Origin of the sequence: Moraxella sp. CTOTU48268, from assembly GCF_032069585.1 — a bacterium.
In the GTDB taxonomy this organism is placed as follows: domain Bacteria; phylum Pseudomonadota; class Gammaproteobacteria; order Pseudomonadales; family Moraxellaceae; genus Faucicola; species Faucicola cinerea.
The window spans coordinates 20,229-36,337 of record NZ_DAMALV010000023.1 but is presented as its reverse complement, the minus strand read 5'-3'; the positions used below and the strand labels follow the sequence as shown (position 1 = coordinate 36,337).

9 protein-coding genes, 1 other RNA gene and 2 pseudogenes are annotated in these 16,109 nt (G+C 44.8%); 4 read left to right on the top strand and 8 right to left on the bottom strand.

From position 1 onward, the window contains the following. Nucleotides 1–292: 292 nt before the first annotated feature. The 6 genes and pseudogenes from RT143_RS08550 to ilvD all read right to left on the bottom strand — a co-directional run bounded on the left by RT143_RS08550 (nucleotide 293) and on the right by ilvD (nucleotide 8,873). Nucleotides 293–652, bottom strand: a complete 360-nt coding sequence (locus tag RT143_RS08550; RefSeq protein WP_313092429.1) for a HopJ type III effector protein — start codon at nucleotides 650–652, stop codon at nucleotides 293–295. Between the two features lie 275 nt (nucleotides 653–927). Then, nucleotides 928–1,110 (bottom strand): annotated as a pseudogene (gene csrA / locus RT143_RS08545) (carbon storage regulator CsrA); the annotation flags it as partial. Between the two features lie 318 nt (nucleotides 1,111–1,428). Further along, entirely contained in the window at nucleotides 1,429–2,712 is a 1,284-nt protein-coding gene (locus tag RT143_RS08540; RefSeq protein ID WP_099808225.1) for an aspartate kinase, read from the bottom strand. Nucleotides 2,713–2,939: 227 nt separating this feature from the next. Beyond that, complete coding sequence (yghU, locus tag RT143_RS08535) at nucleotides 2,940–3,731, bottom strand: glutathione-dependent disulfide-bond oxidoreductase (RefSeq protein ID WP_313092427.1); 792 nt, start codon at nucleotides 3,729–3,731, stop codon at nucleotides 2,940–2,942. A 262-nt stretch (nucleotides 3,732–3,993) separates the two neighbouring features. After that, the gene (gene alaS / locus RT143_RS08530; protein WP_313092425.1) at nucleotides 3,994–6,666 is read right to left on the bottom strand and encodes an alanine--tRNA ligase; all 2,673 of its coding nucleotides are present in this window, start codon (nucleotides 6,664–6,666) and stop codon (nucleotides 3,994–3,996) included. A 305-nt stretch (nucleotides 6,667–6,971) separates the two neighbouring features. After that, complete coding sequence (ilvD, locus tag RT143_RS08525; protein WP_060994273.1) at nucleotides 6,972–8,873, bottom strand: dihydroxy-acid dehydratase; 1,902 nt, start codon at nucleotides 8,871–8,873, stop codon at nucleotides 6,972–6,974. A gap of 105 nt (nucleotides 8,874–8,978) precedes the next feature. On the opposite strand from ilvD, the gene RT143_RS08520 reads away from it, so the two are divergent. Together RT143_RS08520 and pal are read left to right on the top strand one after the other, a co-directional pair. Next, complete coding sequence (locus RT143_RS08520; RefSeq protein WP_409519708.1) at nucleotides 8,979–9,647, top strand: DUF6231 family protein; 669 nt, start codon at nucleotides 8,979–8,981, stop codon at nucleotides 9,645–9,647. 273 nt (nucleotides 9,648–9,920) lie between these two features. Beyond that, entirely contained in the window at nucleotides 9,921–10,439 is a 519-nt protein-coding gene (gene pal / locus RT143_RS08515) for a peptidoglycan-associated lipoprotein Pal (RefSeq protein ID WP_313092422.1), read from the top strand. Nucleotides 10,440–10,512: 73 nt separating this feature from the next. On the opposite strand, the gene RT143_RS08510 is transcribed toward pal, so the two are convergent. After that, nucleotides 10,513–11,322: an SIMPL domain-containing protein gene (locus RT143_RS08510; protein ID WP_313092420.1), complete on the bottom strand. Its 810-nt coding sequence runs from the start codon at nucleotides 11,320–11,322 to the stop codon at nucleotides 10,513–10,515. Between the two features lie 303 nt (nucleotides 11,323–11,625). On the opposite strand from RT143_RS08510, the gene ffs reads away from it, so the two are divergent. Continuing rightward, an RNA gene (gene ffs / locus RT143_RS08505) (signal recognition particle sRNA small type) lies at nucleotides 11,626–11,722 on the top strand. 739 nt (nucleotides 11,723–12,461) lie between these two features. Continuing rightward, nucleotides 12,462–13,868: pseudogene (locus RT143_RS08500) on the top strand (DEAD/DEAH box helicase); the annotation flags it as partial. Nucleotides 13,869–14,675: 807 nt separating this feature from the next. On the opposite strand, the gene RT143_RS08495 reads toward RT143_RS08500, so the two are convergent. Then, a complete protein-coding gene (locus tag RT143_RS08495) occupies nucleotides 14,676–15,692 on the bottom strand; it encodes an alpha/beta hydrolase (protein ID WP_313092419.1) in 1,017 nt (338 codons plus the stop codon). Nucleotides 15,693–16,109 lie beyond the last annotated feature (417 nt).

The following is a 16,109-nucleotide window of genomic DNA, read 5'->3' as shown; positions in this document are numbered from 1 at the left end:
TCAGCCAGCAGGATTTTAGCCAAGTGACGTTTTACAATCATTTTTTGACCGTAAAACAAGGTGTAATGGCAGAGCAAAGTCGCGCGTTATTGCAGGATTTTTTTCGCCATCGTCGTGAGCAAAAAAAACAAATGCGCGAGCAGTTAAGGGCAAACCAATAACCAATGAGTCTCTCAAAACCATTTTTTAAAATAAAAGCCATTGAATAAAAAAAGGCAACCCATCGGCTGCCTTGTTTGACAAAAAAAACGGTTAGATTTTAAGAATTAAGTATTAAGTATTTTCAATGAGGTTATGACGCTTTTGGCGTTAAACTGTTACGCTGCATCAAAAAGCCTTGCCAGCCAAAAAAGCTAAAGTTACGGATGTTGGCATGGTTTGTACCTTTTGGCTCTGCTTTAACACTGTCATAGTGCTCAGCAAACAGTTTTAGCGTATCTTGTTGGGTCAAATGGTTGAGTAGGGCAAAGCCAAACACTTTCGCACTGCCTTCATTTTCACCCGCCGCATTGTGCACTTCGCCATTGTTAAACTCAGTTGGTCGATAGTCATAGTAACTATCGATGATAGCTAGCACGGAAGCAAAATCTAGCGATTTGTTTTCTAGTTTAGCTAATAGTTTTGATAATTCTAGCTTATCAATAGCGCTCATAGTTACTCCAAAAGTCAAAATAGCGACCGTCATTAACGATTAAAATAATCGTCCTCAAACGGATCAAAAGCTGGGTTAAAATTATTGTTGGTCTGACCAAAACCGCGGTTTTCCACACGGTTTTCTAAATGACGCATTTGCTGACCGCTGTTACGCGGTTGAGAGGGTTTACTGCGCTCTTGGGGAAAGGCCTCATGATTGGCTGCCCCAAAACCACTGCGGTCTTGACCCATTCTATCATGGGCTGCAAAATCGACTGGGTGAGTATCATAACCCATGCGTTCATGCCCAGTCCGTTCATGCAGAATTCTTTGGTAAATCTCTTCACGGTGTACAGCAATGTCTTTTGGTGCATTGACGCCCAGTCTGACTTGGTTACCTTTTACACCCAGTACGGTGACACTGACTTCGTCACCTATCATTAACGTTTCGCCAACACGGCGAGTCAAAATTAACATGCGTCACACTCCTTATGTCGCAACAAGTACCATCAATGTCCTATGATGATTCAACGATAAATTAGCTAAATTCGTCAAATATATTATCATGTATCATTGCCCAATGATACGTTAAAGACAGACTGCAAGGGCATAATTTAAGCGAACTTATCATGCTTGGCGGCTATTTGCCAACAGTCAAAATAGGCATTGAGGGGTCAGTTGCGTTTGTGCCCAATAAACGAGATGCCATTATAAACGAAATGCTGAAATAAAAAAAAGGTTAACACCCGTAAAACGCGGATATTAACCTTGTTTTTGTGAAGAATTACAAATTTCTTATAATCCAGCAACCTTGCTTTCACCGTCTTCACGGTCAAGACCAAAAGCGGTATGTAGCGCTTTAACCGCTTTCTCCAGTTGTTCTTCTTGAATCAGTACCGAGATTTTGATTTCGCTGGTAGAAATCATTTGGATATTGATGTTGTTTTCTGCCAGTGTTTCAAACATTTTGCTTGCCACGCCTGCATGTGAGCGCATCCCAACACCCACCAGTGATACTTTAACCACATTGTTGTTGCTCACGATTTCTTTGCCGCCAATCTCAGCAAGATTGTCACCCAAAATCGCTAGGGTTTTATCAAAGTCACCACGGTTAACGGTAAAGGTAAAGTCGGTCAATCCGTTTTCTGCGATGTTTTGGATAATCATATCGATTTCGATATTGGCAGCACTGATTGGGCTTAAAATCGATGATGCAATACCAGGGCGATCAGGCACTGCTAAGATAGATACTTTAGCTTCGTCACGGTTAAAGGCGATGCCCGAAATAATTGGTTGTTCCATGCTGTCTCCCTCATCGGTGGTAATTAATGTACCTACATTCTTTTTAAAATCATCATCGAATTGACCATCGGCGTTTTCATCAAAACTGGATAAAACACGCAGTGGTACTTGGTATTTTCCGGCAAATTCAACCGAGCGAATTTGCAACACTTTTGAGCCAAGGCTTGCCATTTCTAGCATTTCTTCAAAGGTAATTTTTGATAATTTTTTGGCTTTTGGTGTCACCCGTGGGTCAGTAGTATACACGCCGTCGACATCGGTATAGATTTGACATTCATCAGCAGATAGGGCAGCAGCCAGTGCAACGCCTGTGGTGTCGGAGCCACCACGACCTAAGGTGTTGATGTCACCTTTTTCATCCACCCCTTGGAAACCGGCCACCACAACGACCATGCCAGCATCGAGTGCGGCACGAAGCTGACTATCATCGATATGTTGAATACGGGCTTTGGTATGACTATCATCGGTACGAATCGCCACTTGTCCGCCCGTCATTGACTTGGCACTCACACCGATTTCATTTAATGCCATAGCAAGTAAAGAAATCGAGACTTGCTCACCGGTTGACACCATTTGGTCGTATTCACGAGCGTTCGGCTCTTTACTGATTTGACGTGCCAAATCAATCAAGCGATTGGTCTCACCACTCATGGCAGAGACGACAACCACCACTTGATGACCATTGTCATGCCAACGTTTGACGCGCTGTGCCACATTTTTGATACGTTCGACACTACCCATCGACGTACCACCGTATTTTTGTACGATTAAAGCCATTGTCAATACACCCTATAATATCGCGCACGTTGTTTGCCATCGCTATGCAAGACTTGCCATACCAAGTCCTAATGGATTACTTAGCAGATTGTTTACAATGTCACGAAACGTAAATTAAACGGTACTTTATACCATATTTCCCAATTTTTGGGCAAGGCAAAATTGCCAAAAATCCCCAAATGAGTGGCGTAAAATTGCAGGGTTATCGTGAACCAAAGGTTATCAGTTTAGGCAATCGGTTGTAGCGGTAACGTTACAGCGCGTTGCACGGCAGGGCGGTCATGCAGGTTTTTTGCCCAGCGTTGTAGGTGGGTATAGTTTTGCACTTGTAAAAACTCGCCAGCGTTATACAATTTGCCCAGTGCCAACTGACCATACCATGACCAAATCGCGATATCCGCGATACTGTAGTCATTACCTACCATAAACGTGTGACTTGCTAAATGTTGGTCGAGTAAATCTAATTGGCGTTTGGTTTCCATGGTAAAACGATTGATGGCATATTCAAACTTCTCTGGGGCATACGCATAAAAATGCCCAAAGCCGCCACCGACATACGGTGCAGCGCCCATTTGCCAAAACAACCATGACAGACATTCGGCGCGTTTCGCGGTGTCTGCTGGGATAAACTGCCCAAATTTTTCGGCAAGGTATAGCAAAATAGCGCCTGATTCAAACAGTTTAATCGGTGGATTAACGCTGTTATCCACCAGTGCAGGGATTTTTGAATTGGGATTGATGGCAACAAAATCTGAGCCAAATTGGTCGCCATTCATGATGTCGATTTTGTAGGCGTCATACTGTGCGCCTTCAATACCGAGCTCTGCCAATTCTTCAAGTAACATATTGATTTTGATACCGTTTGGCGTGTTTAAGCTGTAAAGCTGCAAAGGATTTTTACCAATCGGCAAGTGTTGCTCATGGGTCGCTCCTGCGGTGGGGCGGTTGGTACTGGCAAATTTGCCACCGTTTTGGCTATCATTTGTCCAAATTTTGGGGGGCTGGTAATGATTGTCCATGATGTTTCCTTGTTGATTATGAGTGTTTTAAAGCTATAAGCGTGATTTAAAGCTTCGTTGCTTGATAAGATGCTAGATACGATTATACACAATGTGCTTTAGGCTTTATGATACCGAATGTTTAGCTAAAGTAAATGGCGCTTTGATTAAGCCTGATTAAACGCATGCCTTATATAGCCACATAAATATAGCCACATAAAAAAATAACCCCATAAAAAAAGCCGAATAAGTCATTCGGCTTTTTTTATGGGGTTAGTTTTAATTAGGCAAGTCGCTCAGCCAACCAATTTGGTAGCGCATCTAATACGGTTGGCAAGCCTGCTACATCGCTTGCACCGCCCTGCGCAAAGTCAGGTTTACCACCGCCTTTACCACCAAGCTGCTCGCTTAAGTGTTTGATGATATCGCCCGCTTTGATTTTGCTGGTTAAGTCTTTGCCGACACTGGCAGTCAGCGCAATTTTATCGTCAGCCACGCCCGCGAGCACCACGATGCCATCATGCAATTTTGACTTCATGTCATCGGCAATCGTGCGTAATGCTTTACCATCCATCCCTTGTAAGCTTGCAATCAGCACTTTTTGTCCATTGATATCTTGCACGTTGTTGATTAAGTCTTTGGCTTGGCTGCTGGCCAATTTTTGTTGCAAACGTTCAAGTTGTTTTTCAAGGTCGCGTGTTTTGTCGGTCATTTGATTGACACGGTCGGCGATTTCGTCGCGCTTCGCTTTGAGCTGACTGGCGAGTTGATTGAGCTGTTTTTCACCTTGCTGCACATATTTGACTGCGCCCATGCCTGTCACTGCTTCGATACGGCGAATGCCTGCCGCGATACCTTGCTCACTGACGATTTTGAATAAGCCGATATCACCCGTGCGTTGTACATGCAGACCACCACATAGCTCGATTGAAAAAGGCTTGCCGTCTTTATCTATCGTACCCATCGACAATACGCGAACCGTGTCACCATATTTTTCACCAAACAGTGCCATCGCGCCTTTGTCTTGCGCTTGCGTCATGCTGAGCATTTCTACAGTAGCAGGTTGGTTGGCAAGGATTTGTTGGTTAACGATGTTTTCAATGGTGATAATGTCTTGCTCAGTCAAGGCTTTGTCATACGAGAAGTCAAAACGCAACACCTCACTATTGACCAATGACCCTTTTTGGGTGACGCCTGTGCCAAGATGCTCACGAAGGGCGGCGTGCAGTAGGTGAGTGGCGGAGTGGTTTTTGGCACTCATGGCGCGTACTTGGCTTGCGACGCGTGCTTCGCTTGACTGACCCTGGCGGATACTGCCCATTTTGACTACGCCATGATGAATAATGGCTTGACCAGATTTTTTGGTGTCTTGGACTTCAAATACGCCGGTCTCGGTTTGGATGTCACCCAATTCACCGGCTTGACCACCGCCTTCGGCATAAAAAGGCGTCGCCGATAATACGATGACCCCCTCATCGCCTTCTTGCAATTGTTCAGCAGATTTGCCCTCAAGGTATAAGTGGGTGATAGTGCTGCTGTGTTCTGCTTTGTCATACCCCAAAAATTCAGTGGCACTGTCAACTTGAATTAATTGGTTATAATCAACGCCAAATTTACCTGCTTCACGGGCGCGAGCGCGTTGCTGCGCCATACCTTGCTCAAAACCGGCTTCATCAATGCTGATGTCGCGTTCGCGCACGATGTCGGCAGTCAAATCGGCAGGGAAACCATACGTGTCATACAGTTTAAACACCGTTGCACCCGATAAAGTATCGCCAGATTTTAAGCTGTCTAATTCTTGGGATAGCAGTTTAAGACCTTGCGATAAGGTTTTGGCAAATTGTTCTTCTTCTTTTAAGATGGCTTGCTCAATGTTGGCTTGCTGTTCACGAAGCTGTGGGTAGGCGTCGCCCATGATTTGAGCCAGTGGCGCGACGAGCTTATAAAAGAAGTTGTCAGTAGCGCCTAATTTGTTGCCATGACGAACCGCGCGGCGGATGATACGACGCAGCACATAACCACGACCTTCATTGCTTGGCAATACGCCATCTGCAATTAAGAATGACACTGAGCGGATATGGTCGGCAAGCACTTTGAGTGATGGCTCAGACTGTAAATCGATATCGTTTGGCAAGCCAATCACTTGCGCCGCGTGCTGCATGAGATGGGTAAATATATCGATTTCATAGTTGCTGTGCACGCCTTGCATGATAGCACTGATACGCTCTAAACCCATTCCGGTATCGACACTTGGCGCAGGCAGTTTTTCAAGTGTGCCGTCTTTTTGGCGGTTAAACTGCATAAAGACATTGTTCCAAATCTCGACAAAACGGTCGCCGTCTTCTTCAGGTGTACCTGGCAGACCGCCCCAAATATGCTCGCCGTGATCATAAAATACTTCGGTACAAGGACCACAAGGACCTGTGTCACCCATTGCCCAAAAGTTATCTGATTGGTATTGACAGCCTTTATTATCACCAATGCGGATGATGCGTTCGGCAGGCAAGCCCACCACGTTATGCCAAATATCAAAGGCTTCATCATCGGTGTGATACACCGTCACGTAAAGTTTATCTTTGGGTAGTCCAAGCCACTTATCAGATGTCAAAAACTCCCAACAAAATGGGATGGCTTGTTGTTTAAAATAATCGCCAAACGAAAAATTACCAAGCATCTCAAAAAACGTATGGTGACGCGCGGTATAGCCGACGTTGTCAAGGTCATTGTGTTTACCGCCTGCGCGCACACATTTTTGCGACGATACCGCACGTGTATAATCGCGTTTGTCTATCCCTAAGAACACATCTTTAAATTGGTTCATACCGGCATTGGTGAATAGCAAAGTAGGGTCATTATGTGGAACTAGGCTCGATGATGCCACTGGGGTATGACCATTTTCGGCAAAATAATTGATAAAAGCTTGACGTATATCGGCTGAAGAAAACGGACGGCTCACAGCGGCTCCTTAAGATATTTCAAAATTAAATTTGGCATATATTATCAAAAAAATGTAAACATTGTATTTTAGCAGAATTCATTCGATGTGGATAATGCTTTTATAGATAGCACCTTTTAACAACCGCACTTTTCATAAACCGCACTTTTTATAAACCGTACATGGCATCTAAAACCGTGGGCGTCAAGTATGAGGTTTGCAACGTTTTTTATGGCGCTAAAAAAAAGACCGATAAGTACCATCGATCTTTTTTGATAATTCTTTTTTGCCAATTTTTTTAGTAGCAATGTAGTTTGGAATAAAAATTACCGCTCTACTTGACTGACATCACGTACCGCGCCTGTATCCGCGCTAGTGGTCATCGCTGCATACGCCCGCAAGGCGGCTGAAACTTGGCGCTCACGATTGACAGGTTTCCAAGCTTGGTTGCCACGGCTTACCATCGCTTCTCGGCGTTTTTCCAGTTCGGCAAAATCAACCGCCAAATGAATCGAGCGATTAGGGATATCAATCTCGATGGTATCGCCTTCATTGACCAAACCGATGGTACCACCTTCAGCGGCTTCTGGGCTGACGTGACCGATGGATAAACCCGACGTACCCCCTGAAAAACGACCATCAGTGAGTAGCGCACAGGCTTTACCTAGACCTTTTGATTTTAAGTAAGACGTCGGATACAACATCTCTTGCATACCCGGACCGCCTTTTGGACCTTCATAGCGAATCACTACGATGTCACCTGCGACAATTTGGTCTGCCAAAATGGCAGCCACAGCGTCATCTTGACTTTCAAACACACGGGCACGACCGGTAAATTTTAGGATGCTGTCATCCACGCCCGCTGTTTTGACGACACAGCCACGTTCAGCGATATTACCAAACAATACCGCCAAACCACCGTCTTGTGAGTAGGCAAATTCTTTGCTACGGATACAGCCAGATTCGCGGTTGACATCAAGATTTGACCACGCATTGTTTTGGCTAAAGGCTTGCGTGGTGCGTACACCACCTGGTGCTGCAATATAACGCTCGCGCGCCTCGGTATTATCAGGATTCATGATATCCCATTGGCTCAGCGCCGCTTTGAGTGAAGCACTATGAACGGTGGGGACATCGGTTTGTAGTAGGTTTGCGCGATCAAGCTCGGCTAAAATTGCCATCACACCGCCAGCGCGGTGAACGTCTTCCATATGGTATTTTTGTGTCGCAGGGGCAACTTTTGATAGACAAGGCACACGGCGGCTTAGACGGTCAATATCCGCCATTTTAAAATCTACTTGGGCTTCATGGGCAGCGGCAAGCAAATGTAGAATCGTGTTGGTTGAGCCGCCCATGGCGATATCAAGGCTCATGGCGTTTTCAAATGCCGCTTTGGTCGCAATTGAGCGTGGCAATACGCTGGCGTCATCTTGCTCATAATAACGTTTGGCAAGTGCTACGATACGACGACCTGCTTCTAAGAATAAATCTTTACGTTTGGCGTGAGTGGCAAGTAACGAGCCATTGCCAGGCAGTGATAAACCTAAGGCTTCGGTCAAACAGTTCATCGAGTTGGCTGTGAACATACCTGAGCATGAGCCACAAGTTGGGCAAGCAGAGCGCTCAGTTTGTGCCACATCTTCGTCACTAATCAAGTCATCTGCCGCATCAATCATGGCGTCGACTAGGTCAAGTTTGCGAATTTTTTCACCCAATTCATTCATCACGGTTTCATGGGTGGTATGTCCATCGCCTAGCGTGGATGCCAATACTTTGCCTGCTTCCATTGGACCGCCCGACACAAAAATCGTTGGGATATTCAGCCGCATCGCTGCCATCAGCATACCAGGGGTGATTTTGTCACAGTTGGAGATACAAACCAACGCATCGGCGCAGTGGGCATTGACCATATACTCCACGCTATCGGCAATTAAATCACGGCTTGGCAAGCTATAGAGCATACCCAAGTGACCCATGGCGATACCATCATCCACCGCAATGGTGTTAAATTCTTTGGCAACACCACCTGCCGCTTCAATCTCGCGGGCAACCAACTGACCCAAGTCTTTTAGGTGTACGTGACCGGGTACAAACTGGGTAAACGAGTTGGCAATCGCGATAATCGGTTTGTTAAAGTCCTCATCTGTCATACCTGTTGCACGCCAAAGTGCGCGTGCACCCGCCATATTGCGGCCAGACGTGGAGGTTTTTGAGCGATATTGTGGCATGGTTGTTCCTTATTTCTAACAGTCAATACAAGTGATAAATTTAGCACTTAGTGTACTCTGTCTCGACCAAAAGGGCTAGTCATGGCTCATGATAGATAGTTATAATTGGTTTTAAAGAATGGCATATTAGCCACCCTTATCATTGCTATATTACAGCTATCACTCAGCCGTATCTATCAACAGTATCTAATAAAAACTCATCAAAAGGATTTTATTTTGACCAATCCCACCTTAAGCATTACGGATGTCGTCCGACAAAGTTTGGCATTTTTAAGTAAAGATAGTTTAAGCAAACATAAAAATAACTCATCAACAAATCAACCATTCACCGGGCTGATTATTGGTAATGACACGCAGTCGGTTTTTAGCCAAATTCAAGCCATTGATGAAGCTATTGATCATGCTGTAAGTTGGGAAGCGTTTGATTATCAAGATTTTATCGCGCATCGGTTTGCCAAACGCTATGACTTGGCAGTGATAATATTATCAAACGATAGCGCTATCGATACCCAAATCATTCAGCGCTGTCGCGACTTGTTTGCCAAGCATTGTTTGGTGGTGCAAGACTTATCCGAGCCGGCAACCGGTGTGGATGTGGTGAGCTTTGGTTTTAGCCGATTACATGAGCAGCCGATTGTGGAAAATGACCAAAGTCATCATGCAACCAGCTACCAAGTATGGCAATTTAATCTGTTTGACTATAAACATTTGCCAGATTGGTTTAATAGCAAGTTTTGGGCAAACCCTGAATTATGGAATAAATTTCGCTGGTAGCGGTTCTAGACAAAAATTTAAATATCACTGTTTTAGGAATTACTGTTTTAGACAGTTTGTTTTATTACCACTAATCTTATGAAAGGTGAGTTTAACAAGTGAATTTTTTAAGCTATTTGTTTAATCCAAAAATTAAACTGCTTTGAGAACTTTGAGGAAAAGTTGGCTAAAATTTACAGTAACACTGTTTACAAAAAGCGCGAGATTGATTTACTCTATCGAAAAGTAACAAAATAGGTAAACACGTTAAATAATAATTTTTGAGGAAAGACTATGAAATTAACGATGCTAAAAGTAGTAAGTACTGCTGCGATGATGGCAACCATCGCCTTAACAGGGTGTTCTGCCAAACGTACTGGCACGTCTGAAGTGGTGGTTGCGCCGATGGGCGTACCCGGTGGCGTAGGCTACTATAACGGCGGCGCTGTGGTAACAAACTCGACATCAGTTATCACCGCCGCGGGCGGAAATCCCAATGCCGTGTATTTCGGCTTTGATAGTAGTGAAATCGACGCTCAAGGTCAAGCCGTGTTAAATCAACAAGCGCAATTCTTACAAGCCAACCCAAGTGCCCGTATCGCCATTGCTGGTCACACCGATGAGCGTGGTAGCCGTGAATATAATCTGGCATTGGGTGAGCGCCGTGCCCAAGCCGCACAAGCCTACTTAGCAACGTCAGGGGTATCAGCATCACGTATGGAAGCCATCAGCTATGGTGAAGACCAACCTGCTGATCCCGGTCATGACGAATCAGCATGGGCAAAAAACCGCCGTGCAGAAATTTCTTACTAAGTATTGCTTAGTGAGTAAAAGACAAACAAAAAAACCTGTTAATTCAACAGGTTTTTTTGTGGTTAACAGCAGCTTATTTTACCAGTTGGACGGTACCATTGGCAGTAACCGTAATGGTGCTATCGCCCGCTTGGAAGTTTTGGTCAGCGACTTTGGCACTAGCGGCTTCTAGCATCATTACACTGCCATACGCACGCGGTGCACGATAATCGCCCCCTTGACTAAACTCCAACGAAACTAACTGATAGCCTTTCGCGCCCCACACAGGCAGCAGCGTTTGCGCTTGGCGCTGGAAATTTTTCGAAGCTTCCATCATCAATTCTTGCTCGGTAGCTTTGCGCGCGGCATCAGACACGCTAAAGTCTAATCCATCAACCGTCATAAAACTTTGCAATTCGGCAATCAATTTGCTAGCGGCGACTGTGTCGGTGCTTTTTAAATTCAAGCTTGCAGTTCCCGTCCAACCAATGATTTTTTGGTTTTTATCATATTGCGGATAGGTGGCTTGATTGCCCGTACTCACTTGCACTTGTGGGTATTTTTTGGCAATGGCTACCGCTTGGTTCAAGGTGGTAGCGATTTGATTAGCCACCTCACTGCTTGATTTGTTTTGCACAGTTTTGCTAAGAGTAGCATTGATTTGGTCATTGCTGACTTTTTTACTTGCTGAGGCAGCAAAGTTAAGCAAGCCGTAGTTTAAAGTATTGGTCATTGATGAGTTCGCAGGGGATGGGTTCACAGGGTAGGTAGCGGCTGAAACACTGGTAAAAGGTAATAGCGTCGCCATAGCAAGTAAGCTGGTTGCAATACCTTTGGTCATTGTATGATTGGCATGCGCTTTATGATTGGGATAGTTGGTAGTCGCGGTGCTTAAGTGTGTCATAGTGTTTCCTATTGTTTTTTTCCTAGTTTTTCTTTATATGGGTTGGCATGAATCTGTTGCTGATTAAACTACTCTATTAGTTCATTCAATATGTTGTTGAATGGGCATTATAAAATATTTTGTAACATTTGCAGCGAAAGAATTGTAGAAAAAGGGTAAGAAGTTCAACAAAAATTTACCCAAATGTTGCTTGCTGATGGTTTAGCGTGTGTAAAAGTGAAATAAATAAAAAAATTTGGCGTATAGGATAAAAATAGTTTGCATTTGGTCGCCAAATTCTCTAGAATACCGCTTCGGTAACCCCATTGGTAGCTTCGCAACTAGCTGCTGTGAACCCCGCCAGGACCGGAAGGTAGCAACGGTAGCAGACAGCCAGTGTGCCGAAGATGTGCTAGTGGGGTTATCACTTTTTTAAGTAGGTGTTTTTGATGCCTATTTCACTTGGTAAGTTTTTTAATTGCGAAAGAAAACTGACCAATAATGACTCATATACGCTACCTAAACGCTAAGAGCAACGTCAATTTTCCAATTAATCTAGCTTATCTATCTGCCTATATATCAAGCGTGCCATTGTAAGCGCTGATAATCTTCCGATGATAACCTAATATTTAGCATTGTATTTTTTTAAGCATTCTTGTGAATGCCGCGATACGAACTTTTTGATGGTTTTACTGTTTCAAAAGTTTTGATAAGTCTGACAGTAGGTTTTGTCACTATTTTTATAGCGAAAATAAGTCTTACAGACACGATTACAATGCTTTAAAGCGATTAACACGATATTTGTGATTAATGATAGCTGATAATTTGCCTATTCATTTTGCTTATCCATTTTGAAAGTGCATTCAGCTTGAGGGCTTTTGCTTGTTGCGTGTTTTCAATCAAGGTTACCACCGACACTTTGATTAACTTATTTTTTAAGGACTTACATGACTGATTTTAATTCAACCACAGATTTTGCTGATAACTCAATCGATAATTTTTTTAGCCACAGCCAAGCCAACAGCAATCAGCCTACTGACAACACCCAAGTTGATGCTACAGAATCAACTGCGACAACGGATGTTGTAGCGGCTGATACTGTAGCAACCGATGCGCCAACGTCTGACGATGCTAACCCTAGCGAAAATGGTTTTACCGCACTGGGTCTTTCAGGTTCATTACTAAAAAGTATTGTTGCAACGGGTTATACCACACCAACGCCTATCCAAGCGCGCGCGATTCCTGCTGCATTAGCGGGTCGTGATTTGCTTTTGTCAGCACAAACAGGTAGTGGTAAAACTGCTGCGTTTGTATTACCAATTTTGCATCAATTAAGTGAACTACAAGCCAAAGAAAAAGCGGCAGAAAAAACCGCAAGTGGCAAACGTGGTCGCCAACAGCCAAAAGTCGTACAAGCGTTGATTTTGACACCGACGCGTGAGCTTGCCAACCAAGTACAAGACAGTATCCGTCGTTATGGCTCAGCCATGAAAGATTTGTACAGTGTGCCACTTGTTGGTGGTGCGGCATACAGTGGTCAAATCCGTGCGCTAAAAAAAGGCGTGCAAATCATCGTGGCGACGCCGGGTCGTTTGCTAGATCATATCAATGCCCAGCGTGTGAATCTCTCTGATTTGACCATGTTGGTACTTGATGAAGCAGACCGTATGCTAGACATGGGCTTTGCCGATGACATCAATGCGATTTTGGAAGCCACACCCGCGCATCGCCAAACCATCATGTCATCTGCGACATGGGATGGTCCAGTCGGTAAAATCGCTGAAAGCTTCACCAAAGACCCAGAGCGTATCAACATCAAAGTTGAAACCGCACACATCGATGAAAAAGTGTACTTCTGTGACAACTTTGACCACAAAAATAAATTATTAGAGCACCTGATCTGTGACCCAGAGCGTGGTCAAGCGATTATTTTTACCGCGACCAAACGCAGCAGTGAAGAAGTCGCTGAGCGCCTACAACAATGGGAACACAAAGCCTGTTATCTGCATGGTGACTTGCCGCAAAGCAAGCGTAATCGTATTGTCTCAGATCTACGCAGTGGCAAATTTGACATCGTGGTAGCAACAGACGTGGCAGCACGTGGTCTTGATTTACCTAATATTACCCATGTATTTAACTATGATTTACCGCGCCAAGTGGAAGATTATGTGCATCGTATCGGTCGCTCAGGTCGTGCCGGTCGTACTGGTATTGCCATCAACCTATGTAGCCGCGATGACCGTCGTCAATTTGGCAATATTGCCCGTTACCTAAAACGTGACATCAATGAAGCGCAAGTTGAAGGCTTAGAACCGCGTTTTGTGGAAAAATTTGAAGGTCGTGGTAAGCCTAATGGCCGTGATGGTCGCGGTCGTGGTCGCAGCGGCAGTGATGACCGTGGCAGTCGCTCACAACGTTTTGGTGGTTCAAGCGAGAGACCTTCAAGCGAGCGTCGTTTTGCGGACAAGCCACGTTTTGACAACCAAGAACGCTATGGCAAATCAGTGAGCAACGATAGTTCGGCACGTTTTGAAAAACGTGAGCGTTTTGACAAAGGTCACCAAGGCAACAGCGATAGTCGTTTTGGGCGTGATGATGCGAGTGCACCGCGCCGTCACCGCGATTCAGATAACCGTCATGGCAATAGTCAGGGCGATTTTCACCGCGCCGCTAAATCATCGGACAAACCAAACTTTGACCGTGATTCACGCCAAGGCAATCGTGAGCCTCGCCAAGGTGAGTATGCAGATCGTCGCCGCGATGATAACCGTAGCTTTAACAAAGATGGCTTTAAAGGCTATCAAGGTGATAAACCACGTTACAACACTGACCGTAACAGCAGTGAGCGTCATGGCGAGCGTCCTAACCGCTTTGAAAAAAATGACCGTTTTGCTGACAAACCTTTTGCCAAAAAGACCGACCGCTCTAGCGAGTTTCATGGCGATGGCCGCGCTCGCAAGCCACGTCCAATCGTAGAAGAAACCTTCGGTCAACCGCTTAAAAAACGTAGCGACAGACCGTATCCGGCAAAAGAGGGTCAACGTGCTGGCGATTCACGCTCAAACGGTTTTAAATCTGAGGCTTTCAGAAAGTCAGATAAACCATTTGCAGGTAAATCGTCAAGATCGGAAGGATTTAAGTCATCTTCTGACCGTTATGCCTCATCAAGCAAGCCATCAGCTAAACCTGCTGGCAAACAAGATGGTTGGGATGCCCCAAAACGTAGCCGCCGCAATAGCACAGGCAAGCCGCTATAAGTTATAAGCAGTAAAAAAAAGCACCTAATTGGGTGCTTTTTTATTGGCTAGATTATTTTGACTTGTTATCAGACTGGGCAAATTTTATCCCGTTGTGTGGGTGTTTGGGGCGTTGGGTTATTGGCAAAATTCGCCAACGCTTTGATACAGTTGTTTGCATTGGTCAGGGCACAGATTTTCCATATTCAAAAACGCGTGCGGCATATCCGCAAAATGGACGAGTTGCGATGGCGCGCCCGCGGCTTGTAATACCTCATGATAACCGATATCTTCATCGCGCAGCGGACAATAACCAGCCGTTAGGTGCAGTGTTTTTGGGGCTTGATACGGCGAATGATGTAGTAGGGTGGCCATATCGGTCCAAAACGGTGAGCTAAGTTCACGGTCATCATATGCTGAAAAATAATTATCAAAATACCAGCGGATTTTGCTGGATTCTAGTAAATAACCCGTGCCATTTTCCTCAATCGAGGGCTGTGACATGGTGTAGTCTAGACTGGCATAAATCAAAATTTGATGGGTGATAGCTAAGTCTGTGCTCACACGGTTGGCAAGCCAATCTTGCACCAAGCTGGCAGTAATCGCCCCGCCAGCGCTATCACCTGCTATGATAAGCTTGCCGTTACAGGCATAACCGACTTGCTGTAGGGTCGCTGTTAAATACGTTAAAATCGCGTGGGCGTCATCAATCGCGGCAGGGTAGCGGTTTTCTGGTGCAAGGCGATATTCGGGCGCTACCACCACACAGCCTGTCGCTTCGGCCAATTTTTTATAGAGTTTATCATACACAGTGACGCTACCTGCCATGCCACCACCACCATGAAAATACACCATTACCGGCACGTCAGCCATTGCTTGTTCATTCGGCAGCGGGCAGTTGCTCGGTACAAATAGCCTAAGTGGTACGTTATAACCACGAAAATTGCTTGGCGTTACCAGCACCGTATCGATGATTTTTGCCATATTGGGTGCGTCAGTGACAAATGCGGTTGTCAAATTGGCTAACGCTTCACGTGCGTTGATGGCATTGGGCTTAACCCCTTGCGCTAACAGAGACGGAACAATCACTTGATGCAATTGTGTCAAATACGCTTGCATGGCAGCGGGCATTGGCTGTTTTAAATTCTCTGGCATAATTCAATCCTATTGATTTTAAGGTTAACTTCCACAATGTGCTAAATATTACTGCAGTTTTGTCATGGCTGGGTAGTTATGTTTTGAAAAATACTGATATATTTTGACAAAAAGCCATGTGTTAAAAATATTACACTCTAGGACGCCAAATTTGGCATTGAAGGGCTTTCCAATACCCCTCAATTCACGTGATTGGTTTGAAAATTACAGCTTAAGATTAAACTTCTTTTAACAATAAATAGCGCGCTTTAGTGGTAGTATAGGCATTTCTTTGACGGGCATTACTTTGTAAAAAGGTCACCTATGACTTCTCAAGCACAACATGCCACTGGGCATTTAGATTCTTCCAATCATTTCACTGATACTGATACTCACACACTAATATCTAGTAACTTAACTAACCGTAAACCACCCCAT

Bases quoted from the DNA above. Each gene is read 5' to 3' on its own strand.
- pal (WP_313092422.1), top strand. From the start codon at position 9,921: ATGAAATTAACGATGCTAAAAGTAGTAAGTACTGCTGCGATGATGGCA.
- RT143_RS08495 (WP_313092419.1), bottom strand. From the start codon at position 15,692: ATGCCAGAGAATTTAAAACAGCCAATGCCCGCTGCCATGCAAGCGTAT.
- RT143_RS08550 (WP_313092429.1), bottom strand. From the start codon at position 652: ATGAGCGCTATTGATAAGCTAGAATTATCAAAACTATTAGCTAAACTA.
- yghU (WP_313092427.1), bottom strand. From the start codon at position 3,731: ATGGACAATCATTACCAGCCCCCCAAAATTTGGACAAATGATAGCCAA.
- RT143_RS08510 (WP_313092420.1), bottom strand. From the start codon at position 11,322: ATGACACACTTAAGCACCGCGACTACCAACTATCCCAATCATAAAGCG.
- RT143_RS08540 (WP_099808225.1), bottom strand. From the start codon at position 2,712: ATGGCTTTAATCGTACAAAAATACGGTGGTACGTCGATGGGTAGTGTC.
- ilvD (WP_060994273.1), bottom strand. From the start codon at position 8,873: ATGCCACAATATCGCTCAAAAACCTCCACGTCTGGCCGCAATATGGCG.